Source organism: Bradyrhizobium sp. MI1.10 (assembly GCF_055811035.1).
Genome location: NZ_JBVVPN010000004.1, coordinates 218,922 through 240,419, shown reverse-complemented (window position 1 = coordinate 240,419; position 21,498 = coordinate 218,922). Strand labels below are relative to the sequence as shown.

21 protein-coding genes and 1 pseudogene are annotated in these 21,498 nt (G+C 61.8%); 16 read left to right on the top strand and 6 right to left on the bottom strand.

Annotation, left to right across the window (positions count from 1 at the left end):
- Window positions 1–178: 178 nt before the first annotated feature.
- Window positions 179–1,468 (top strand): c-type cytochrome, encoded by a 1,290-nt coding sequence (locus tag AC0L3K_RS07075; protein ID WP_473365661.1) that lies wholly within the window; start codon window positions 179–181, stop codon window positions 1,466–1,468.
- Between the two features lie 33 nt (window positions 1,469–1,501).
- On the opposite strand, the gene AC0L3K_RS07070 is transcribed toward AC0L3K_RS07075, so the two are convergent.
- Window positions 1,502–3,472 carry a 4Fe-4S binding protein gene (locus AC0L3K_RS07070; RefSeq protein WP_473365660.1) on the bottom strand — a complete coding sequence of 657 codons (1,971 nt, stop codon included), beginning with the start codon at window positions 3,470–3,472 and terminating at the stop codon, window positions 1,502–1,504.
- Window positions 3,473–3,607: 135 nt separating this feature from the next.
- Between AC0L3K_RS07070 and AC0L3K_RS07065 the strand changes: the two genes are divergently transcribed.
- The 10 genes from AC0L3K_RS07065 to AC0L3K_RS07020 all read left to right on the top strand — a co-directional run bounded on the left by AC0L3K_RS07065 (window position 3,608) and on the right by AC0L3K_RS07020 (window position 12,819).
- Complete coding sequence (locus tag AC0L3K_RS07065; RefSeq protein WP_007592767.1) at window positions 3,608–4,375, top strand: biotin/lipoate--protein ligase family protein; 768 nt, start codon at window positions 3,608–3,610, stop codon at window positions 4,373–4,375.
- 8 nt (window positions 4,376–4,383) lie between these two features.
- A complete protein-coding gene (locus tag AC0L3K_RS07060) occupies window positions 4,384–4,923 on the top strand; it encodes a DUF6505 family protein (protein WP_354128839.1) in 540 nt (179 codons plus the stop codon).
- Window positions 4,920–5,927, top strand: coding sequence for a DUF6352 family protein (locus AC0L3K_RS07055; RefSeq protein WP_354128783.1), 1,008 nt, complete (start codon window positions 4,920–4,922; stop codon window positions 5,925–5,927). Before AC0L3K_RS07060 ends, AC0L3K_RS07055 begins: the two co-directional genes overlap by 4 nt.
- The gene (locus tag AC0L3K_RS07050) at window positions 5,924–6,436 is read left to right on the top strand and encodes a DUF3305 domain-containing protein (protein ID WP_007592762.1); all 513 of its coding nucleotides are present in this window, start codon (window positions 5,924–5,926) and stop codon (window positions 6,434–6,436) included. The genes AC0L3K_RS07055 and AC0L3K_RS07050 overlap by 4 nt, the downstream gene beginning before the upstream one ends.
- Window positions 6,433–7,041 (top strand): DUF3306 domain-containing protein, encoded by a 609-nt coding sequence (locus AC0L3K_RS07045; protein ID WP_473365659.1) that lies wholly within the window; start codon window positions 6,433–6,435, stop codon window positions 7,039–7,041. The genes AC0L3K_RS07050 and AC0L3K_RS07045 overlap by 4 nt, the downstream gene beginning before the upstream one ends.
- 136 nt (window positions 7,042–7,177) lie before the next feature.
- Window positions 7,178–8,002, top strand: a complete 825-nt coding sequence (locus AC0L3K_RS07040) for a molecular chaperone TorD family protein (protein WP_354171119.1) — start codon at window positions 7,178–7,180, stop codon at window positions 8,000–8,002.
- Window positions 7,999–8,208, top strand: coding sequence for a twin-arginine translocation signal domain-containing protein (locus AC0L3K_RS07035; protein ID WP_007592759.1), 210 nt, complete (start codon window positions 7,999–8,001; stop codon window positions 8,206–8,208). Before AC0L3K_RS07040 ends, AC0L3K_RS07035 begins: the two co-directional genes overlap by 4 nt.
- A 12-nt stretch (window positions 8,209–8,220) precedes the next feature.
- Window positions 8,221–11,169 carry a formate dehydrogenase subunit alpha gene (locus AC0L3K_RS07030; RefSeq protein ID WP_354128780.1) on the top strand — a complete coding sequence of 983 codons (2,949 nt, stop codon included), beginning with the start codon at window positions 8,221–8,223 and terminating at the stop codon, window positions 11,167–11,169.
- A gap of 12 nt (window positions 11,170–11,181) precedes the next feature.
- Window positions 11,182–11,778 (top strand): formate dehydrogenase FDH3 subunit beta, encoded by a 597-nt coding sequence (gene fdh3B / locus AC0L3K_RS07025; protein ID WP_007592757.1) that lies wholly within the window; start codon window positions 11,182–11,184, stop codon window positions 11,776–11,778.
- A 39-nt stretch (window positions 11,779–11,817) separates the two neighbouring features.
- The gene (locus AC0L3K_RS07020) at window positions 11,818–12,819 is read left to right on the top strand and encodes a formate dehydrogenase subunit gamma (protein WP_007592756.1); all 1,002 of its coding nucleotides are present in this window, start codon (window positions 11,818–11,820) and stop codon (window positions 12,817–12,819) included.
- Between the two features lie 35 nt (window positions 12,820–12,854).
- On the opposite strand, the gene AC0L3K_RS07015 is transcribed toward AC0L3K_RS07020, so the two are convergent.
- Window positions 12,855–13,058 carry a hypothetical protein gene (locus tag AC0L3K_RS07015; protein ID WP_007592755.1) on the bottom strand — a complete coding sequence of 68 codons (204 nt, stop codon included), beginning with the start codon at window positions 13,056–13,058 and terminating at the stop codon, window positions 12,855–12,857.
- 733 nt (window positions 13,059–13,791) lie between these two features.
- Between AC0L3K_RS07015 and AC0L3K_RS07010 the strand changes: the two are divergent.
- Window positions 13,792–14,155: pseudogene (locus tag AC0L3K_RS07010) on the top strand (PRC-barrel domain-containing protein).
- A 613-nt stretch (window positions 14,156–14,768) separates the two neighbouring features.
- The gene (locus tag AC0L3K_RS07005) at window positions 14,769–14,918 is read left to right on the top strand and encodes a hypothetical protein (RefSeq protein ID WP_198288232.1); all 150 of its coding nucleotides are present in this window, start codon (window positions 14,769–14,771) and stop codon (window positions 14,916–14,918) included.
- Between the two features lie 131 nt (window positions 14,919–15,049).
- Here the strand turns inward: AC0L3K_RS07005 and AC0L3K_RS07000 are convergent, their stop codons facing one another.
- The 4 genes from AC0L3K_RS07000 to AC0L3K_RS06985 form a co-directional block, all read right to left on the bottom strand.
- Window positions 15,050–15,379 (bottom strand): GcrA family cell cycle regulator, encoded by a 330-nt coding sequence (locus AC0L3K_RS07000; RefSeq protein WP_007592751.1) that lies wholly within the window; start codon window positions 15,377–15,379, stop codon window positions 15,050–15,052.
- Between the two features lie 37 nt (window positions 15,380–15,416).
- Complete coding sequence (locus AC0L3K_RS06995) at window positions 15,417–15,587, bottom strand: hypothetical protein (RefSeq protein WP_007592749.1); 171 nt, start codon at window positions 15,585–15,587, stop codon at window positions 15,417–15,419.
- A 151-nt stretch (window positions 15,588–15,738) separates the two neighbouring features.
- Window positions 15,739–16,050 carry a hypothetical protein gene (locus AC0L3K_RS06990; RefSeq protein WP_219680055.1) on the bottom strand — a complete coding sequence of 104 codons (312 nt, stop codon included), beginning with the start codon at window positions 16,048–16,050 and terminating at the stop codon, window positions 15,739–15,741.
- A 165-nt stretch (window positions 16,051–16,215) separates the two neighbouring features.
- Window positions 16,216–16,431: a dodecin family protein gene (locus AC0L3K_RS06985; protein WP_473365658.1), complete on the bottom strand. Its 216-nt coding sequence runs from the start codon at window positions 16,429–16,431 to the stop codon at window positions 16,216–16,218.
- A gap of 220 nt (window positions 16,432–16,651) precedes the next feature.
- Here AC0L3K_RS06985 and AC0L3K_RS06980 point away from each other — a divergent pair, with 220 nt between their 5' ends.
- The 3 genes from AC0L3K_RS06980 to AC0L3K_RS06970 all read left to right on the top strand — a co-directional run bounded on the left by AC0L3K_RS06980 (window position 16,652) and on the right by AC0L3K_RS06970 (window position 21,198).
- Complete coding sequence (locus tag AC0L3K_RS06980; RefSeq protein WP_246648595.1) at window positions 16,652–17,050, top strand: YybH family protein; 399 nt, start codon at window positions 16,652–16,654, stop codon at window positions 17,048–17,050.
- A 42-nt stretch (window positions 17,051–17,092) separates the two neighbouring features.
- Window positions 17,093–20,464: an adenylate/guanylate cyclase domain-containing protein gene (locus AC0L3K_RS06975; RefSeq protein ID WP_473365657.1), complete on the top strand. Its 3,372-nt coding sequence runs from the start codon at window positions 17,093–17,095 to the stop codon at window positions 20,462–20,464.
- 266 nt (window positions 20,465–20,730) lie between these two features.
- Complete coding sequence (locus AC0L3K_RS06970; RefSeq protein WP_473365656.1) at window positions 20,731–21,198, top strand: hypothetical protein; 468 nt, start codon at window positions 20,731–20,733, stop codon at window positions 21,196–21,198.
- Window positions 21,199–21,498: the final 300 nt, after the last annotated feature.

The following is a 21,498-nucleotide window of genomic DNA, read 5'->3' as shown; positions in this document are numbered from 1 at the left end:
TACGGGTTCGGGCGGCGCGCCCGCCGAGAGTCCGCAGGGCCAGAGCCCGCCCGGGATGCAGGCGGCGCCCGAGGGCTCGTCCAAGAAAGTCGTGGCGCCGAAGAAGTAAGCGCGGTGCCGCGGACACTTATTTCGGGCATTCTTGACGGCATAGAGTGACCATGGCTGGCAGTGATTGATGCGATGGGCTTCGTGCGCCCGGGTTGCCGCAACCCTCCTGGAGATTGTTGCTGCGTCAGCGGCGCACGCGCAGCTTGCGGGTCACGGCGGCCCCGTCCGTGCGCTCGCCGTTTCGGCTGATGGCGACAGCCTGTTGTCGGGCAGCTTCGACACTTCCGTCATCCGCTGGTCGCTTAAGACCAACGCGGCGGGCGAGGTGCTAAGGTATCATGCGGACGCCGTTAACGCCGTTGCTTTCCTGCAGGACGGCCGCATGGTCACCGCGGGGTCCGACGCCCGGCTGGCGGTATGGACAGCCGGCCGCCAACAGCCTGATCAAGTCCTCGAGGGGCATACCGCTCCCGTCGTGGCAATCGCCGTGGCGTCGGACGGATCGAGCCTCGCCTCGGCCTCTTGGGACCATAGTGTGCGCCTTTGGTCGTTGGCTGATGGCGCCGCCCGGGTGTTCGAAGGTCACGCGCAGAATGTGAATGGTGTGGCCTTCGCTCCAGACGGCATGTCGCTCGTTAGCGTCGGCTATGATCGTGCGTTGCGCATCTGGCGCTTGCCCGAGGGCCGGCCTGAGACGGTGGAATTGCCAGCGCCATTGAACGCCGTCGCCATCGCGCCCGATGGCGAGATCGTCGCGGCAGGGGCTGACGGCAAGCTGCGCATGTTGACGAGGGACGGGGAGCTGGAGGGCCAGGTGGCCGCGGGCTTGGCACCGATCGTCGCTTTGGCGCTTTCCGATGATGGGATGCTGATCGCCGCCGCAGGCATCGACGGCACGGTTGCCATTGTGCAGCGCAAGCCGCGGAGAGTATTGCGGACGCTCGTGGGCCCCGGTTTCCCGATCTGGTCGGTCGTGTTTCTGCATGATGCAGCAACGCTCGTGACCGGAGGTGCGGACGGAAAGATCCGGCGCTGGAACGTGTATACCGGTGAGCCCGTCGATTCGAACCTGTTCGGGACATCAGCGGATCCGCTGGCCGCTTATGCGGGCGATCATGGTGCCGATATTTTTCGCGCTTGCGTTGCCTGCCACACGCTGTCGGACAAGGAGCCGCAACGTGCAGGGCCAACGCTTGCCGGATTGTTCGGACGGAAAATCGCCTCGCTCTCGGGCTATCGGTTTTCCGAGGCGCTCAAGACGATGGATATCGTCTGGAGCCCCGAGACCGTCGCAAAGCTGTTTGAAGTCGGGCCCAACGCCTACACGCCGGGAACGAAGATGCCGGAGCAGCGCATCGGATCGGCCGAAGACCGCCGCGCGTTGACCGACTTCCTGGCCCGGGCGACCTCGCAATAGGCGAGGCCCTAACCTGGACGAGGGACGTCGCGCCTACGTCTTGCTGTCCGGCCGGCGCAAATAATCCTCGGTGGTTCGGGGCGGCGCGCGTTCTGGCACGCCCTCAAACGGATTGAACCGCTGTTCGCTCATCACGATCACGCGGCAATCCGCGCACATCCTGATGGCGTCGAGGCGCTGGTCGCCCGCCGGATACATCCAATGATTGCCCTCGAGCTTGACCGCGATGCGATCAATCGTGCTCTTCACGCCGAATGCCGTGCCGCAGCGGATGCAAAGGGCAGGCTCTTCCTCTTTGATCACAATCGCGGGCGCGCGGCCTGCGCGGAAATCGATCTGCGGCTTCAGCGTTATGACCTTCTCGGGACAGGTGCTCTGGCAGAGACCGCATTGCACGCAGGCATCCTCGACGAATTTGAGCACTGGACGGTCGGGATCGTCGCGGAGCGCGCCCGTCGGGCAAACGGAAACGCAGGACAGGCACAGCGTGCATCCACCGGTATCAACACTCACCGCGCCAATCGGAGCGCCCTGAGGCAAGGCAATGACGTCGACCTGCTTCGGTGCGAGCCGATGCAGTTCGCTCAACGCGAAGCGAAGCAGGTCGCGCCGCTTGCCGACGGTCTTGAAGGTCGCAGGCGTGTTCACCGCGGCAAGTCGCTCGGTGCCCCTCAGGTGCTCCAGCATTGACTCCGGATCGTCAGTTTCGATCACAGTGACCCGGCGCCCTTCAAATCCGAGGCCCGCAAGGATGGTCTCTGCCATGTTGATCGTTTGGGTCAGTCCGGCCACGTCATGCCGCGGCTTGCCGCGGAGCAAAAGCCGGAACGCGGTCGCTCCGTAGGCAAATGCGCCGATGACAGCCTCAATCCCGATCTGCGTCACCTCGTTGACGGCCAGAGGGATGACGTGGGCAGGCAGGCCATCGCCGTGCCGCGCCAGCGCGTCGATCAACGGCGTGCCGTGTTGGCGGTCGTGTAGCAACAGGACGGGGTTCGATCCGCCCGCCTGATGATAGGCGAGCAGCACGGCGCGGATGGTCTGAAGCTGGGTGTCCGCGGGCGGCAACGCGTAGGACGCGGCGCCCGTCGGACAGGCGGCGGCACATTGGCCGCAGCCGGCGCAAATCTCGGCATCGATAGCAACATGATTGCCGGCTGGCGTGATCGCATTCGTGGGGCATAGATCAAGACAGCGATGACAGCCGGTCAGATTCGAGCGCGAATGGGCGCAAAGATCGGGCGTGAACTCGACATATTTAGGCTTATCGAAACGCCCGACAAGTTCACGCGCGCTCAGGACGGCGCGGAGCATGGCGCCCGGCTCCTTGGGATCGGCCCGCAGGTAACCGTCGCGCAGATCATGCGCCTGAAACAGCGGTCTCTCTCCCGATAGGTCAATGACGATGTCGCAACGCGAGGTGGCGCCGTTGCGTGGAGTTTCAAAGACGTAGTGGTCGCGCGAGGAGGGGCGCGGGGGAGCGTAGTCGTTGACGGTGAGCTCGAAAGCGCCAAAATGTCCTCTGGCGTTACGGATGGTTCCTTTAACGACCGGGAAGGGCGTTGCCACAGGCGAGATGATCGCGCCCGGCTCCCTCAGCATCACGGTCACATCGAGGTGATCCGAAAGGAGCAGCCCGGCTTCGATCGCCGCCTCGTCCCGGCCATAGATCAGGACGACGCCGTCGCTGGCAAGCGTGACAAGTGGATAATCGGGCGCCTGCACGGCGCTGGCTGCGAGCAGCGCTGCCATTTTGGGGCCCGCATGCGTGCCTTCGGTCGACCAGCCTGCCGTCTCGCGAATGTTCACGAAAGCAATCGGCGCGGAACGATCGCCGGCTTGCTCCGCAAACAAGGATTGCTGATACGTGCAGGCAACGGTCAGAGGGCCCTCTGCCTTTGCGCATGCGCCAAAGTGGTCGAGCTCGGCGCCGCACAGGTGACGAAAACTCCTGATGTCGCCATTGTCGCATCCGCGCTTGATCGCGGCCACGTCAAGCCGCATCGTGTCTTCACACGAGCAAATCAGGATGGTCTTCGCTGGCTGCTCCAGGTTCATCCCTCCGAGAAGGCGACGAATGACGGGCTCGCTCCGATCCTTCGCTTCGTATAGATATTGTCAATTGGGGAAAAGGAGAAATTGGAGGAAGGCCTGCGGTCGATCCCAACCAGCCTCGCTTCCACGGCGGAATGGATCCAATTGCCGCCGCCCTTTGCCTTGGTCCGGTTGCGCGAGAGCGGAGACGCGTTCGCCCATGCATGCTGCATTGCACCCGAAAGCGGTGCCGGCACGCTGGTCTATGTAGGGCGGTTCGACGTCGCCGAGTTCGCGGTGGTGCTGGAGCCCACGGAGCCGCTGATCACCGCACGCCGCGCCTTTTACGCCGGCATGGTCGCCCTTACCGACGCCCTGCGCGCCTATGCGCCGCCGGCCAAGGAAGTTGCGATCGGTTGGCCCGATGCGGTGAGGATCGACGGTGGACTCGTCGGAGGGGGACGGCTTGGCTGGCCTGCATCCGCGGACGAGGATGAGCCGCCGGATTGGCTCGTATTTGGGGCCATGATTCGAACAGTCATGATCAACGATCATGATCCCGGTGTTCGCCCGCTTGCCTCCGCCCTCGATGAGGAAGGGTTCGGCGAGGCCGGCGCAGTACAGATGACAGAGAGCTTTGCGCGGCACCTGATGCGGGCGATCGACAGTTGGCAGGTCGATGGATTTGACAGCGTCGCGCGCGAATATCTCAGCCGTATCCCTCGCGAGCGGCAAACGCTCCGACGCATCGATGATCGCGGCGATCTGCTCACGCGCCACACGGGTCGTGATACGACCGAGCGGGCAGCTCTCGTCGACGCGCTGGCCTCGCCATCCTGGCTCGATCCGACGCTTGGAGGGCCGAGGCGGTGAAAAAGACTATCAAACTTCTACGCACGATCGCCCTGGATCCCTCCGACACCTTCGTGTTCGACGTGCCGGCAATGCCAGGCGAATGGGCCGTCTCCGGCGCCTTCCGCTTCTGCGGTCAGGATCCGGCGGAGCTGAGCCGAAAGGCACGTGCCGCCTTCCGCAGCGGCTTTCTTGGCGTGCAATCCTGGGGATGGTCGACGCTCGCGCAGATCGTTCCGGCAACCGAGGACGATTGCCAGGTGCTGATCGAGCTCCTTGCCAGACAACTTGTCGATCGGTTCGGCGCACCGGACATGGCAATTGCGAGGGCCGCTGCGGAAGAGGAAGTCACCTTTGCACAGTCGCTCTGCTCGCACCCGGTCAGCTCGCTCATTGCGGTCCACCGCTCGGGCGGCGACGGCGACGTCCACGAGAGCTTCCGTAAGCTGCAACTGCGGGAAGGGCAGCGTCATGGCAAGGCATTCTCGTTCATGGAAATCGAGGATGATGTCAAAGCCGACAGCGATCTTAACTATTCTGATGGGGGCCAGGAGCGGCTCCTCCGATGAGTGATTTCTGGATCGCATGCGGCCATCATCTGCTCGATCGCGACGAGAGCGGCGGGCTTCGTGTCACCGACGAATTCTTGAAGGCTTATTTTGCCCGTCCCGAGCTGATGCCGCCGAAGGACGCGTGCCCGGTCGAACGAAGACTGCATCGTGAGATGCTTGCTGATCCGCGCCGGGCGGTCGCAGCCGACGAGGTCGCTGCGATCGCCGATGAGGACGCGCGGGAGAACTGGCGCTTCGTGGTGGAGTTTCGCGATCTTATGTTGCGGCACCCGACGCTCGAAGCTGCGTATCTCGCAGTTCTGAGTTCGTCGTCAAACGTCCTGCCGCCGCTGTTCATCAATCAGCTCGTGCATGTGATCTTGCGCAATGCGCTTGACGCCAACGACGATGTGTTCGTGCTGCGCGCCGCCGAGCTGTTCTTCCGGCCGCAGCGGATCCTTCCACATGAACAGGCCTTGCTGCTTGGCGACGAAGAGGTTGTCGGCGATCGCAGCCCGACGCCTATCTTGTCGCTGATCTCGATGCTGGGCACCAAGACTGACGCCCAGCTCGATGTGCTGAGCGAGGAAAATGCCGAGAGTTATTGGCAACGCAGCAACCAGTTCGATATGGCCCTCGATCTCACCGCGGGTGGGCGAGGCCCTCGCGCGCTGGCACAGGCGATGACGCGCTGGGTCTCCCATCTGCTCGGGATCGATGTTCGCATTGAACCGCTGACGGAACTACGCGAGGTAAAGCTGGCCTGGTATATCGGGTTGGACGCTGACGCCACCAAGATGGGCGATCGGCTTTGGCATGGCGAGGAGCTCGACGGGCTCAGCGCAGGGCGAGTTCTTTCGCTGTTTCGCCTCACCTTTGCGGATCCTCAACTCGCCCTAGAGACCCTGCGGGGCGAGCCGGTCTATCTGATCCTAGCGATGACAGCCGATCGGAAGCTCCGCATGAAACCGCAGAACCTGTTGAGGGGACTCCCGATCAGGCGCCTGGAGGCGATCTCATGAGTGTTGCCCTGCCACTCCAGCGTATTCCCGTCGGTATCGTCGTCGAACTGCGCAAGGCGGATTCGCCGTGGGGCGATTTTATCTGGCGGAGCGCCGCCGTGTTGCCTGACATACCGGACACGGAGCCCTGGACAATCTTGCGCGAACAGGGCGGCACCACCTGGTTCTATGCCGGCAGCGCAACGGTTGATCTGTACGTGTCGGAAACTGCGCGTTACCGCGACAATATTGCCTCCGGCACGCCGAGCCTCTGGGTGGTCCTGAGCCCATCCGAGGGAGCTTGGCCTTATGCGATCGCCGCCACGACCGCTGATCCCGCCGAAGGAGAGGGGTTTACCGGGGCCGCTGACAATCTGGTTGAAGCCGTACCGATGCCCGAGGTAGTGCGCGAGCTGATTGAAAGCTTCATTGCCGAACACCACGTCGAGCGAGAGTTCGTCAAACGCGAGCGCCGGCGCGCCGACCCCGAGGCTTTGGCGCGTCGGCAGCATGAAGGCGGGCAAGAATGACCGAGGAAGAGTTTCTCGCACGTTGGTCGCGTCGCAAGCGCGAGTCGAATTCGAATGCTCCGCCAGCGGAAACAGCCGGGCCGGCCGGTGCAGCCGCGGTGCCATCCGCCGCGGCCGAGCCCGAACCGGACGTGGATCTTGGCAGCTTGCCGTCGATCGACGCGATCGCGGCGGGAACCGACATCACCGCCTTCCTGCGCAAAGGTATTCCGCCCGAATTGATGCAAGCGGCCCTTCGCCGCGCCTGGACGGCCGATCCGGCGATCCGCGATTTCGTGGGGCTCGCCGAGAACGCCTGGGACTTCAACGATCCGAATGCCATGCCCGGCTTCGGACCACTCGATTGCTCGCAGGCGGAGCTGGCAGCCTGGGTCGACCGGATCGTCGGGGGTCTGCGTGACGCCGCAGAGACTCAGCCTGACACGCCGACGCAATTGCAGGAGTCCTCGGCCGTTCCGAATGGCGATATTGTGCACTCCGTTGGGCTTACCGAGACGCCTGATGAAACCGGTCCCACAGAGATCGCGACTCCCGTTGCATCGCAATCGGCCATGGAGCCCGATACTGTTCCGCGCCGCGTACATGGTAGTGCCCTGCCTCAATAGTGTTGCTACCAAAGGCGCTATAGCCTCAACCTATTGAGCGGCGATTGACCGTCTGCGGAACTAGGTCTAGGTTTGCTAGCGCTTTGTTGCGCAAGTAAAATTGGTCGCTCGAGGGTCTCAGGCAACGGAGGTCCATGTGCGTGACGCCGGGCTCTATCGCGCCATTGACGCCGCAGGCGGCGTGGCCCAGCTTGCGCGCAAAATCCACATCAGCCAGCCCTCGATTTCGAACTGGAGCAAGGTACCCGCTCAGCGGGTGATTGCGGTCGAAGCTGCAACAGGTGTTCCTCGGGCCGAGCTGCGGCCTGATCTCTATCCCGATCACCATCACGAACACACGGCATCGCAAGACAGCATCGATCCGATCGATGTCGCGCGAGCGCAGGAATATGTCCTTCTCGCCGCCTTGCTCGCAGCTGCGCCGTCCAAGCGCTTGCTCGATCGGCTTACGGGTTTGAGCGGAGACGGCACGCCACTCGGTCAGGCTCACGCCGGCTTGGCGGAAGCCGCTTCGCACACGACCGCAGCTCAGGTCGAACGTGAATATTTCGACCTTTTTGTCGGTCTCGGCCGCGGTGAGTTGCTGCCCTACGCCTCCTACTATTTGACCGGCTTCCTCAACGAGCGGCCGTTGTCACGTTTGCGGACGGATCTCGCGGAGCTCGGCATCGCGCGCGCCGAGGGCAATTCCGAGCCTGAGGATCATGCCGCCATTCTCTGCGCGATCATGGCCGGAATGGCTGATGGCCGCTGGGAAGCGCCGTTCGTTGCGCAGCGTGCGCTGTTCGAGAAACACGTTTCGTCCTGGATGGGACGTCTGTTTGGCGACATGGAGCAGGCGGCGAGCGCAAGGTTCTACCGCGCGGTCGGCACGTTCGGCCGCCTGTTTATCGAGATCGAGAGGCAAGGATTTTCGTTCGCGAAGTGGCCATGCGAGGCTGGTCCGGGAGAGGTGCGATGAGCGATGAAAAGAAAGCGATCGTCGGACGGCGCGACTTCCTCCGCAGGGTTGGCATCGGCACGGTAGGCGCTGGGGCCATGCTGACGACGCCACTCGTCGGTTCCGCGCAGGCCGACAGCGAGAATGACGATGAGAAGCGCAAGTCGCGCTACAAGGAATCCGATCACGTGAAGGCCTATTACCGCGTCAACCGCTATCCCGCCTGAGGGAGTCCGCCCGTGCTTATCAAGCGAACACAAGAGCATTCCGGATCCGACCGCCGCGGCTCGGTCGCGGACACCATGGCAAGGCAGACCGGCGGTCTCGATCGCCGCGCCTTCCTGCGCCGGTCCGGTCTTGCGGGTGGCGCGCTCGCGGCACTCGGGACCATGCCGATTTCCGGCGTGCGCAAGGCGGAAGCGGCCGTGGCGGGTCCGCTGACCGCCGGGGCCACCGTCAAGAAAAGCATCTGTACGCATTGTTCGGTCGGATGCACCGTGACCGCGGAGGTGTTGAACGGGGTCTGGATCGGCCAGGAGCCGAGCTGGGATTCCCCCATCAATCGAGGATCTCATTGCGCGAAGGGAGCTTCCGTACGCGAGTTGGTGCACAGCGAGCGGCGTTTGCGCTATCCGATGAAGCTCTTAAACGGGCAATGGACGCGCGTCTCCTGGGAGACTGCGATCAACGAGATCGGCGACAAGATCATCGAAGTTCGCGAAAAATCGGGTCCCGATTCCGTTTATTGGCTCGGCTCGGCCAAGATGACCAATGAAGGCGCTTATCTGTTCCGCAAGCTCGGGGCGTTCTGGGGCACCAACAACACCGACCATCAGGCACGCATCTGCCATTCGACCACTGTCACCGGCGTCGCCAATACTTGGGGCTATGGCGCGATGACCAATAGCTACAACGATATCCGCAACGCCAAGACCCAGATGATCATGGGCGGCAATCCGGCCGAAGCGCATCCGGTTTCGTTGCAGCATCTGCTCGAGGGCAAGGAACTGCAAAAGGCCAACTTCATCGTCATCGACCCGCGCATGACACGCACCGCTGCGCACGCCACGGAATATGTGCGGATGCGTCCGGGCACCGACATTCCGGTGCTCTACGGCATCATGTGGCACATCCTTCAGAACGGTTGGGAGGACAAGGAATTCATCAGGCAGCGCGTCTACGGCTTCGACGATCTCCGCAAGGAAGTGGAGAAATGGAATCCGAATGAGGTGGAGCGCGTCACCGGCATTCCAGGCGAACAGCTCAAGCGGGTCGCCAAGCTGTTCGCCACCGAGAAGCCGTCGACCTTGATCTGGGCCATGGGCCAGACCCAGAAGACCGTCGGCACCGCCAATGTGAGGGCGAGCTGCATCCTGCTGCTCTTGACCGGCAATGTGGGCGGACCGGGCATGGGTGCCAACATCTTCCGCGGCCACGACAACGTGCAGGGGGCGACCGATGTTGGGCTCGATATTGTGACGTTGCCGTTCTACTACGGTCTCGCCGAGGGCGCGTGGAAGCACTGGTCGCGGGTCTGGGACGTTGACTACGAATTCCTGAAGTCGCGCTTCGATTCCAAGCAGATCATGGAGACTCCCGGCATTCCTCTGACCCGCTGGTTCGAGGCAGTAACGCTGCCGAAAGATCAGGTCGCTCAGAAGGACAACGTACGGGCAGTGTTCGTTCAGGGGCACGCCAGCAACAGCATCACGCGCATTCCGGAGTCTCTCAACGGCCTGAAGGCGCTAGACCTGCTTGTCATTGCCGACCCGCATCCCACGACGTGGGCGTCATTGGCGGTCGAGGCCGGCCGCAAGGATGGCGTCTACATTCTTCCCGTGGCCACGCAATTCGAGTGCAAGGGATCGCGCGTCGCCTCGAACCGCTCGCTGCAATGGGGCGAGCAGATCGTCAAACCGATCTTCGAATCCAAGGATGATCTCGAGGTCATTTATCTTGTGGCCAAGAAGCTCGGATTCGCAGACCAGATGTTCAAGAAAATCAAGGTCGAGAACAATCTGCCTGAAGCAGAGGATGTGCTGCGCGAAATGAATCGCGGCAGCTGGTCGACCGGCTATTGCGGGCAATCGCCTGAGCGGCTCAAGGCGCACATGAAGCACCAGGCGAAGTTCGACATGCTGACGATGCGTGCCCCAAAGGACGATCCCGAGGTCGGCGGTGACTACTACGGCCTGCCGTGGCCGTGCTGGGGCTCACCGGACGTCCGGCATCCGGGCACGCCGCTGCTCTACAACACCAATCTCGCGGTGATGGATGGCGGCGGCACGTTCCGGCCGCGCTTCGGTATCGAACGCGAGGAGAAGCTGCCAGACGGGTCCACGCGCAAGGTCAGCCTGCTGGCCGACAAATCGTACTCTAAGGATTCCGAGATCCAGGACGGCTATCCCGAATTCACGCTGGCGAGCCTGAAGAAGCTTGGCTGGGACACGGATCTCACCGAAGCGGAGATGGCCACGATCATGAAGATCAATCCGACCAATCCGGATTCGGTGTCCTGGTCGCTCGATCTCTCAGGGGGCATCCAGCGGGTCGCGCTCAAACACGGCTGCGTGCCGTACGGCAACGGCAAGGCACGCATGAACGCCTTCGGCCTGCCCGATCCGATTCCGGTCCATCGCGAGCCGATCTACACGCCACGTGTCGATCTTGTCGAGAAATATCCGACGCTGCCCAATGCCAAGCAGTTTCGCATGCCCAACATCGGCTTCTCGGTGCAGAAGGCTGCTGTGGAGAAGGGGATTGCCAAGCAGTTCCCGCTCATCCTCTCGTCGGGCCGTCTGGTCGAGTATGAGGGGGGTGGGGAGGAGACGCGTACCAATCCGTGGCTTGCCGAACTACAGCAGGAGATGTTCATCGAAATCAACCCGGCCGATGCTGCTGATCGCGGCGTCAAGGATGGCGGCTGGGTCTGGGTCACCGGCGCAGAGAACAATTCCAGAGCGAGGATGAAAGCGCTCGTCACCGAGCGTGTCGGCAAGGGCGTCGCCTGGATGCCCTTCCATTTCGGCGGCTGGCTGGCAGGGAAGGATCTTCGCAGCGCCTATCCGAAGGGGACAGATCCGATCGTTCTCGGCGAAAGCGCGAACACCATCACGACCTACGGATATGATCCCGCGACGGGCATGCAGGAACCGAAGGTCACTCTTTGCCAAATCGCGGCGGCATAAGGAGCAACGACGATGGCCCGTATGAAATTCCTCTGCGACGCCGACCGTTGCATCGAGTGCAATGCCTGCGTCACCGCCTGCAAGAACGAGCATGAGGTGCCCTGGGGTATCAACCGGCGCCGCGTGGTCACCATAAATGATGGCAAGCCAGGCGAGCGTTCGATCTCGATGGCCTGTATGCACTGCACCGACGCGCCCTGCGCAGCCGTGTGCCCCGTGAACTGTTTCTACACCACCGCCGATGGCGTGGTGCTGCACTCCAAGGACCTCTGCATCGGCTGCGGCTATTGCTTCTACGCCTGTCCGTTCGGCGCGCCGCAATATCCCAAGGTCGGGAACTTCGGCTCACGCGGCAAGATGGACAAATGCACCTACTGCGCCGGCGGCCCCGAGGCCGATGGCAGCAAGGAGGAATACGAGAAGTACGGCGCGAACCGGCTGGCGGAGGGCAAGTTGCCGCTGTGTGCCGAAATGTGCTCGACGAAGTCATTGCTCGCCGGCGACGGGGAGATCATCGCCCAGATCTACAAGGAACGCGTGATGAAGCGCGGCTACGGCTCCGGCGCGTGGGGCTGGAAGACCGCGTATCGCGAGACGATCGAGTCCTGACGCGGACGACAGTCAAGGACGCGATACCGGGAGGCGCAGATGGCGTCATTTGGAAAACTCGTTCGCCTGGCATTTGGCGCATGCGCGCTGCTTCTGGTGATCATGGCGGCTCCAGCGAGCACCCAGCAGGTCAATCCGACCGCAAGCTCCGTCAAGGAGCAGCAGTTGCTGCAGGAGCTGAACCGAATCCAGGGCCGTGTCAGCATTCCGGATCAGAGATCGGGCGTGCTTGAGCAGCCACAGGGACGCGAATGGCGGGAGTTTCGCAATGTCACGCTGCGCTGGATCGGGGGCGTCGCGATTATCGGCATGCTGGCTTTGCTCGTGATCTTCTATCTCACCCGCGGCATGGTGCGGCTTGAAAGCGGGCGATCGGGCCGCACCATTGTGCGCTTCACGCTGTTTGAGCGCTTCGTGCATTGGATGACAGCGACCTGCTTCATCATCCTCGCCATCTCGGGTCTGAACATCACCTTCGGGCGGCCGTTGTTATTGCCGTTGATCGGTTTTGAAGCGTTCTCCGAATGGTCACAATGGGCGAAGTATGCCCACAACTATCTGAGTTTCCCGTTCACCGTCGGCGTCGTCCTGATCTTCCTGATGTGGATCGCGGGAAATCTCCCGAACAAGGTGGACGTCGCCTGGATCAAGCGGGGAGGGGGCATTGTCGGCCATGATCATCCACCGGCCTATCGCTTCAACGCCGGCCAGAAGATGATTTACTGGATCGTCGTAATCGGGGGCGGCCTCGTTGCAGCGACGGGATACGAGCTGATGTTCCCGTTCTACGTCAGCGGCATTGAAGGCATGCAGATGGCCCAGATCATCCACTCCGTGGTTGCCGTGCTATTCGTGGCCGCAATGATAGCGCATATCTACATCGGCACGATCGGGATGGAGGGGGCTTTCGAGGCCATGGGTTCGGGTGAGGTCGACCTCAACTGGGCACGCGAACATCATAGCCTCTGGCTCGACGAACAGAGTGGGCGAACCGGGCCGAACGATCAAAAACCGCAACCAGTGACCGCTGCGGCGGAATGAGGGGGAGCGGCTGAAGAGGGCCGGTCAGGTGTGCTCTATTGCGTGCGCCCTCTGGCAAACAGAACGGACCGGTCCTCGATCTCCTGCTCGGCCAGCGTGCTCGCCTGGGCTGTCTGCAGCTCTTGAATGTTTGGCATGCCGCTCTGTGCAGAGTGAAGAAGTGCATGCGGTCTGAGCACGCTGGTCGCCGCACCGATGACGAGCAGGGCCGTGACGAGCGAAAGCATAAGGCGTTTCATTCGACATCTCCGTCCGGTGTTGTATCCGCCAAGACGGCGTAGGCTCTAATTGGTCCCGGTGATGTGAGCCGCCTCACATCGTTCGAGCCTTTTTTCCGGTTCCGACGGCTGAACGAAGGTCGGGCAGTCCATCGATGGTTTGCGCCGCCAAACAAGAAGTATGGACCACGTGTTCCGGAGCTTAGAAGGGCCGAAGGTCCAACAATGGAAGACAGCAGCGAGTTGCCGACCTATATCGCCATCTCATCTTGCCCTGTCACGACACCTGGAAGGTCGCAATCATGTCGGACGGGCAGCAAGATGCGGGGAGGTGATCGGAGCGATCGTGGGCCGGCTGCGCACCGAGTACGACTTGAAAAAGCTGAACCAGCGGCTTCACGCGTACTCAGGTCGTCCAGGACCTCGCCAAACTTCCGTATCACGGTTGCGTCTCCGAAGTGGCCCATCGCCGCATCCCCGCTGCGGCTGAAGGCGACCGCGCTGAGAGCTTTCGCGAAAGCGCCTCGGCCTTTATCACAGAGGTGTAATCAGGCCAGCAAGGCCGCGTCCCTCCGCCATTCCGCTGCCCGCAGGAACCTTGGACCTGCTTGCCCCCCACGGGCAGCGCGGGCCGCGCCGTCCGGGGTGGCCCCATCGCTGACGATGGCGAGAACAACGTTACCAGGGCTTTTCAGCCAGGAACGGAGCCATTCTCGCCCGGTTGACTCCGGAAGATCGCATCCGGGAGCTCAACATGGCCATGGAAGATCGCGAAACCTTCAGCTTGATCGGAAGCGACAAGGTCGAAGGCACGAACGTGTACGGGACCGACGGGGAAAAGGTGGGCTACATCGAGCGGGTCATGATCGACAAGGTCAGCGGCAAAGTGTCGTACGCGGTGCTCAGCTTCCGGGGGGCTGCTCGGCATTGGCGACGATCACTATCCGTTGCCATGGCAGGCGCTGAGATACGACATCAACCTCGGCGGCTACGTCACCGGCATCACCCAGGACCAGCTCCGCGGCGCCCCGAAATACGCCGACGAGAGCAGCTGGAATTGGAGTGACCCCGCGACCACGCGCTCCGTGAATGCTTACTACGGTGTGCCGGTGGGCTGAGGCGCACGACATTCGCGGGCCGACGCACTTACCGTCACGCGAGACGACCGCATCGGTCGCCGAGGCGAGTAATGCCATTCGTGTTCTGGTCGTGGAGGATGAAGCTCGGATCTGCAGCTTGACCGAGGACGCCTTTTCGACGGCGGTTTCGAAGTGCCTACTTGGTCAATTCGGGGGGACGGTTGCGCGGACGACGAACGGGCCGCGCGAGTAGCCAGCGGAAACCGAGGCTCGCAATCCTCGACCTGCGCCTCGAGGAGCCCGTTCGCGACAATGAGCGCCTTGACCGCCTCCCGGGTGTCTCGACCGCAGGCAGCGATGGCCTGGTCAGCGGCAGCCTCCAATTCGAACGGTGCCGATCGGGATGGCTCCCGATCCCGATTCACTAACCAAGTCTACCTAAGTATGGTCACTTCATACCTGCGCGCGATGGCGCCGACCAAGAGCTAATGTTACCGATACATCCAGACTGAAAAGCAACGGAACCGGCCCTGCGAGCCGGCAGTTGCGGGACGAGACCGGCGGCGTAGCGCCCGCCGGCCCTTCTCCCGATCTAGCGGCGCTTCGCCGCTCAACTGACGCTTACGGCCGTAGTTAGTGCAGAGAGTCCGCCATGAGAAACATCGCCGACCTCCTGATGCGGTTCAGACGGGGAAGCCAACGCGTGTCCAATACTCAGGTTGCAGCTATGGCTGAAAACCAAGATCGATCCAGCATGGCTGATTTTGTCCGGATCCTGCAGGCCTACGATCAAGCCCAGTAGGGCAGGGGTTTGGTGCGAGCGCGTCAGTCCGTGATCCAAGCAGATGAAGCCTTGGGATGGGTATACGACTGCCGAACCCGTCGAACTTGGCCAGGGACTTGCGGGAGCACAACCACATTCTTGGTGAGCTCTTATCCAGTGTTTCTGACCGCCTCTGCCAGCATGGAGTAGAGCTGCTGCTTGCTGAATTCCTTGGGCGGCTGCCTCTGCACTGTGTTCCGCGACACCTTCCGTGCGACTGGACGGGCGCAGGCCGCCGACGAGGTCGGCCTCAGCTTCGGGCGCGGCCTTATCTTGGGCCTTGCTGTGGGCGGCTTGTGGCCGCGCTTCAAGCCCAGACGGGTCAGCATGCCGCAGACCGCGTTACGACTGCACCCGAGACGACGCGCAATCTGCGCCGCGCTCTGTCCTGCGGACCAGAGTCTGTTGAGGAGCGCTATGTCTTTCGCATCCCAGCCCATGAGAGATATTATAGCGCCGACTGCCGAACACGCCAGCCTAGTCTTCGTCCGGCTCGCGCACGACCGGCGGGTCGTCAGCGTCATCTTCCTCTTCGTCGTCCTCGTCGTCTTCATCGGGATCTCTTGGCGGCATCGCGGTGCCCATAAGCACAAGCGGTGTCCAGTAGATCGCGGTGGTGGAAAATGCTTCGAAGGTATGTTGCTTCATGTGGCTCTACTCCTCGAAAACACGCGTAGTCGCATATTCATGGCGGACGGCACGCGCGTCCAGGGCGCGACCGGTGCAAACGAGATGGGAACATCAAGTCGACGACAGGAGCAAAGGAGGCCAACCGCCACGCAAATGGCGGCGTTTTCAGCTACTTTATGCCCGAGAATTCATTCGGCTCTATGTTCACCAAAACGTCGCCGGTGGTGATTTCGGGAACTCCAAGATCGAGGTCATGTAGACTTGCTTGAACAAACGCGAGTATCTTGGCGTTCGCTGCATTGGCGCTTTCGCGATCGTCAAATATCATCACGGCGATACCAACGCCGTCGCCCGCATCCAGCACATAGTAAGATCTGAATCCGTGCGATTGCCTTAGGATCTGGCCGACGCCGCTCTTGGCGCGGCGAGCGGCGTCCGCTACCGAACGAACCTTGGTGTACTTGCGAATGACCATGTACATAAGGCCACCACGCGCCACACGCCCCGACGCATCAAAGCATATCGGTCCCGGTCGGACTAGGGCCAACTTCCGAGACGAGGCCACAGTGTCCGGCTAGGCGAACCGGGCAACGCGCCTACTCCAATGAGTCCTCCTCGCCCTGCGCATGGGGCGAGGTGCTGAGGCTCAGGAGCCCTCGAACTTGAACGATACGTTGAGCTTGGCGCGATAGGCTTCGACTTTTCCCTTTTCATCCAGCTGCATATCCAGCTTGACGACCTCTGCAATGCGAAGATCTCGGAGAGATTTTGCAGCTTGCTCGACCGCATTCGCGGCGGCCTTCTCCCACGAGTCGTTGCTCGTACCGACCAGTTCAATGACCTTGTAGACGCTATCAGGCATGTCGTCCTCCTGTCCGGGATGAAGCAGGAAGCAGGTGCTCCCTGCCATTGTGAAATCTAGAAGTCGGAAAAAGGCGCTCGTAGCCCTCAGCGGAAGTATGGATGTGCCCTCGTTTCGTCCGCGGCCTAATAGCACGCCCTGTTCCCGCGAGTTCCGATTTCGCGGACTGGCCAGCAGTAGTATGATGGAGGTCACTAAGCCAATTCTGAGGGAGGGAATCATGCCGAACCTGGCCTCCTCGACGAACTCCGACGTGAGAGCCGAAGTTACCGGAGCTTATGCCGCGTGGGATACGGCGTTCAACAAAGCTGACGCCAAAGGGGTCGCCACAGCGTACGTTTCAAACGCGAAAGTGCTACCACCAACGCATCAGGTTATATCGGGTCCGGAAGAAATCGAAAAATTCTTTGCTGGGCTGTTTTCAGGCGGATTCACTGATCACAAACTAACAATCATAGATGCGGGTGGAGACGAGAAGGTCGTCTACAGTACCGCAAAATGGACGGCCAACGGCAAGGGACCGGATGGGAGCCGCCAAAGTGCCGGCGGCATTGCCACCCATGTGTTCGAGCGTCAAGCGGATGGCTCACTGAAGCTGAGGTTACATACCTTCAACTGAACTCGCCGTCGTATCGCTTGGCGCCGCGCGAGGAGACGTCGCGTGGATATAGCCGAATGGCTTCGCAGTCTTGGGCTGGAGCGCTACACTCGCGCTTTCCAGGAAGCCGAAGTCACGCCTGATGTACTGCACGACCTGACTGAAGCCGATCTGCGAGAACTCGGCTTGCCGCTCGGGCCGCGCAAGACCGTATTGAAAGCGATTCAGGCGCGCATGTCATCGATCGCTTCCGTCGCCACTGATGCTGGTGAGCCAACTGAACGTACAAGGCCGTCACTGCCCTCAGAGGCGGACCGTCGGCAGCTTACGGTCATGTTCGTCGACTTGGTCGGTTCCACCGCGCTCGCCTCAGGGCGCGACCCCGAGGAGCTGAGTGACCTCATGCAGGCCTACCACAACGCCGTGGCGGGCGAGATCGCCCGGTTCGAAGGCCACATAGCCAAGCTCCTGGGCGACGGCGTTCTCGCGTATTTCGGTTGGCCGCGGGCGCATGAAGATGAGGCGGAGCGTGCCGTCCGCGCCGGGCTTCGAGTGACCAAGGCGGTCGCCTCCCTTACCGAGCCGGGCGGTGTAGGGCTTGCCGCGCGCGTCGGCATTGCAACCGGTCTCGTCGTGGTCGGCGAACTGATAGGCGAGGGAGAGGCTCGCGAGCGCGCCGTGATCGGCGAAACCCCGAACCTGGCTGCCCGACTGCAGAGTCTGGCCGAGCCCGGTGATGTGGTGATCGCCGAGTCAACGCGCCGCCTGCTGGCCGAAGCCTTCATTTACCAGGACCTCGGCACAGTGCCGCTCAAAGGTTTCCCGGAGCCGGTGCAGGCCTGGCTTGTCAGTGGTGAGGGCGCAGCCGAGAGTCGATTCGACGCCCAGCACGGCATGGCAACGACCGCGCTCGTCGGACGAGACCAAGAACTTGCATTGCTCCTGGAGCGCTGGGAGCACGCGAAAGAGCGAGAGGGACAGATTGTCCTGCTCGGCGGCGAAGCAGGCATTGGCAAGTCCCGGCTCGTGCGGGCGCTACGCGACCACCTCGCAGGTGCGCCGCACACGCCATTGAGCCATTTCTGTTCTCCGTTCCATACCAGCACCGCCTTGTATCCTGTCATTGGGCTCCTTGAGCGGGCAGCAGGAATACGACGGGAGGATGCTCCCGAAGAACAGCTCGATAAACTCGAGGCCATGCTCGCTCTTGCCACAAACGACGTGCATGAGAGCGCGCCGGTTCTTGCGGACCTCCTGGCAATCCCGACGGGGGAGAGATACTCGCCACTCGCACTTAGCCCACACCAGAAGAAGGAGCGAACGTTCCAGGCTCTCCTGGAGCAGATACAAGGCCTGGCGGCAAGGCAGCCGCTGCTCGCCGTCTACGAGGATGTTCACTGGGCAGACCCTACCATGCTCGAACTCCTCGACCGGGCCGTTGACGAAGTGCAGCAACTCCCGATTCTGATCATCATCACCTTCCGGCCTGAGTTCGTTCCGCGCTGGGCAGGTCATGGGCACGTGACGGCGCTCTCTTTAAGCCGACTAGGCCGCAGGCAAGGGGCGACTGTCGTTGACCGGATCACTGGCGGCAAAATACTTCCACAAGAGGTGCTTGAGCAGATTCTGGCTAAAACTGATGGCGTGCCGCTGTTTGTCGAGGAACTCACCAAGGCCGTCCTCGAATCCGGGCTGCTCAAAGACCGGGGCGGCTACTATGAGTTGATTGGTCCTTTGCCGCCCCTAGCGATCCCGACGACGCTCCAGGACTCGTTGATGGCGCGCCTCGATCGATTGGCGCCGGTAAAGGAAGTCGCCCAGATCGCGGCATGCATTGGGCGCGAATTCGGACACGAGCTTCTAAGATCGGTAACGGCGCTCGACGAACACGCGCTGCAGCGTGCTCTCAATGATCTAATGACAGCGGAACTCATATTCCGCCGTGGAGCACCTCCGGATACGGGCTACAGCTTCAAACATGCGCTGGTCCAAGACATCGCGCATGAGAGCCTCTTAAAGAGCAAGCGGCAGCAGATCCATGCTCGCATCGCTGCCGCTCTCGAGGAACATTATCCTGCCCGTGCAGAAGCTGAGCCGGAGACGATCGCTTTGCACCTCACGCAGGGGGGACTGGCGGGAAAGGCGGTCGGCTATTGGCTGCGGGCGGGCCGGATTGCCGCGGGGCGTTCCGCCAATCTCGAGGCGATCGCTCATCTCACAAGAGGGCTGGATGCACTCAAGTCGAATCCAGAAGGGCCGGAGCGCGATCGCCAGGAACTCGCCCTGCAAACGGCGATCGGAGGTCCGCTGATTGCCATTCACGGATACACGGCGCCGCAGCTTGGCACGGCCTTCAGCAGGGCCCATTCGCTCTGCTATGAACTCGATGACACGGATGCCTTGTTCGCCACCCTTAGCGGCAAGTTTGTTTTCCACTTCGTGCGAGGCGACTTTGGTGCCATGCAGAGCCTTGTCGCCGAGGCCCAGCGCGCTGCCGAGCGCACCGGGGACACGGCGCTCAAACTAGCTACGCATCGTTTGGCGGCGCTCACCGCCATGCACGCCGGCGACTTTCTTACGGCGCGCTTAGAGCTCGAAGCGATCGTGAGGCGCTATCAGCCGGATACGCATCGGCCGCCACCTGTCCACTATGTACATGATCCGAAGGCCTCGGCGTTACCCTACCTGGCGATCGTACTTTGGATACTTGGCTATTCCGAACAGGCGCAGAGGGCCAGCCGCGCGGCGTTTGAATACGCTGCGGAGTTAAATCAAACGAACCTTACGGCGCACGTGCAGGTCTATGGCGGAGCGGGGCCTGCGGAGCTGATGGGTGACGTGGCGGGTGTGCATGCGCACGCTGAAGCCATCATCGATCTCGCCGATCAGCACAGTTTGAATTATTGGCGCTTGAGCGGTCTCATCCTGCGGGGTTGGGCAATGGCCCAAGAAGGTGACGTGGAGGGCGGCTTGGCGCTCATGCGCCTCAGTCTGAACGAGAGGGCCAGGCTCGGAGCCAGTTGGTACCAGGTCCGGTACTTGTGGATGCTCGCGGCGATGCACCACCAGTTAGGTGACGACGAAAACGGGCTGGCCACCCTGGCCGAGGCGAAGGCCATTGCTGCGCGCAACGAAGAACATATGTGGGAGGCGGAGCTTGCATGCATGGAGGGCGAACTGCATCGCACTCGTGGTGCTCCAGCTGAGGAGGTCGAGAACTACTTGCAAGCTGCGCTCAAGATTGCTCAAAGCCAAAGCGCGAAATCCTTTGAATTACGTGCGGCCATGAGTCTGGCTCGGCTTTGGCGCGACCAGGGCAGGAAGGCCGACGCGAGAGGCCTCCTTGGTCCCGTCTACGGCTGGTTTACGGAAGGGTTGGAAACATCAGACCTTCGTTCTGCCAAAGCACTCTTGGAGGAAATCGCTGAAGTTTAACGTCGCGTGTTCAGCGGTGCACTATTCGCATGGTCCGGGGCTTCCGGTGGACCGAAGCTTCTGCTGAGGCTCGCGCAATCTGGAAAACTAAATTGGTTGTTGGTGGGCACCCGGGCCCGCACTCGCGATCGTACTGGCAAGACCCAAGAGGGTGCGGCAGCGCGAGAAGCGGCAAAAAGAGCAGCTGCTGGGCAAGGGCTTTAACGAGGCAGAGCGCGTCTTCAGATCGATGCAACAAGATCACTTGGATGCGCTAATGGTATCTGATGAAAGCCGAGCATTTCACCAATCGTGCGATGATTGCCGAACTGACGGCTGAAGCCCAAATTCCCACAATGTATGCTTATGGGGACTTCGTCCAAGTTGGCGGACTGATGGCTTATTCGATTGACCTACCGGACACCCTTTCGCCGCCTCGCTCTATCATCGATAAGGTTCGTGAAGGTACGAATCCGGGTGATATTCCGTTTTACCGGCGCCGAGGCATGTGTGCTTGCACGCTCGTCAACGCGATCCCCGGCCTGAGTTGCATGGCGCCGGATGGTGCGTTCTACCTCTATGTCAATTGCGGTGGCTTGATCGGCAAGACCACGCCCGACGGCAAACGGCTCGACGCCGACGGCGACGTGGTTTTGTATTTTCTCGACAGCGCCGGCGTCGCGTTGGTTGCGGAACGGCCTATGGACTTTCGCCCTACTTCAGGTCTTCGATCGCCAACGACATTGAAACATTGACCGACGGCGTCGCGCGCATCGCGCGGGCCGTGTTCGATTTGCGCTAATACTCCACACAGGATTCGAAGCCATGCAGACCTCCGGTCTCACGAAGAATGCTTCCGCACCGCAGATATCGGCCGACATCATTACTGCGCTTCGCGACATCCCCGTGGCGCTCTTGAGTGACAATATGCAGCGGAACAGCGGCTCCGTCGGGCTCGCGCCCTACCACAAGCCCGCCCCGCTCGCCGGAACGGCGGTCACAGTGCTCACTCGAGGGGGGAGACAACCTCGCAATCCTGCGCGCCTTCGAATTTT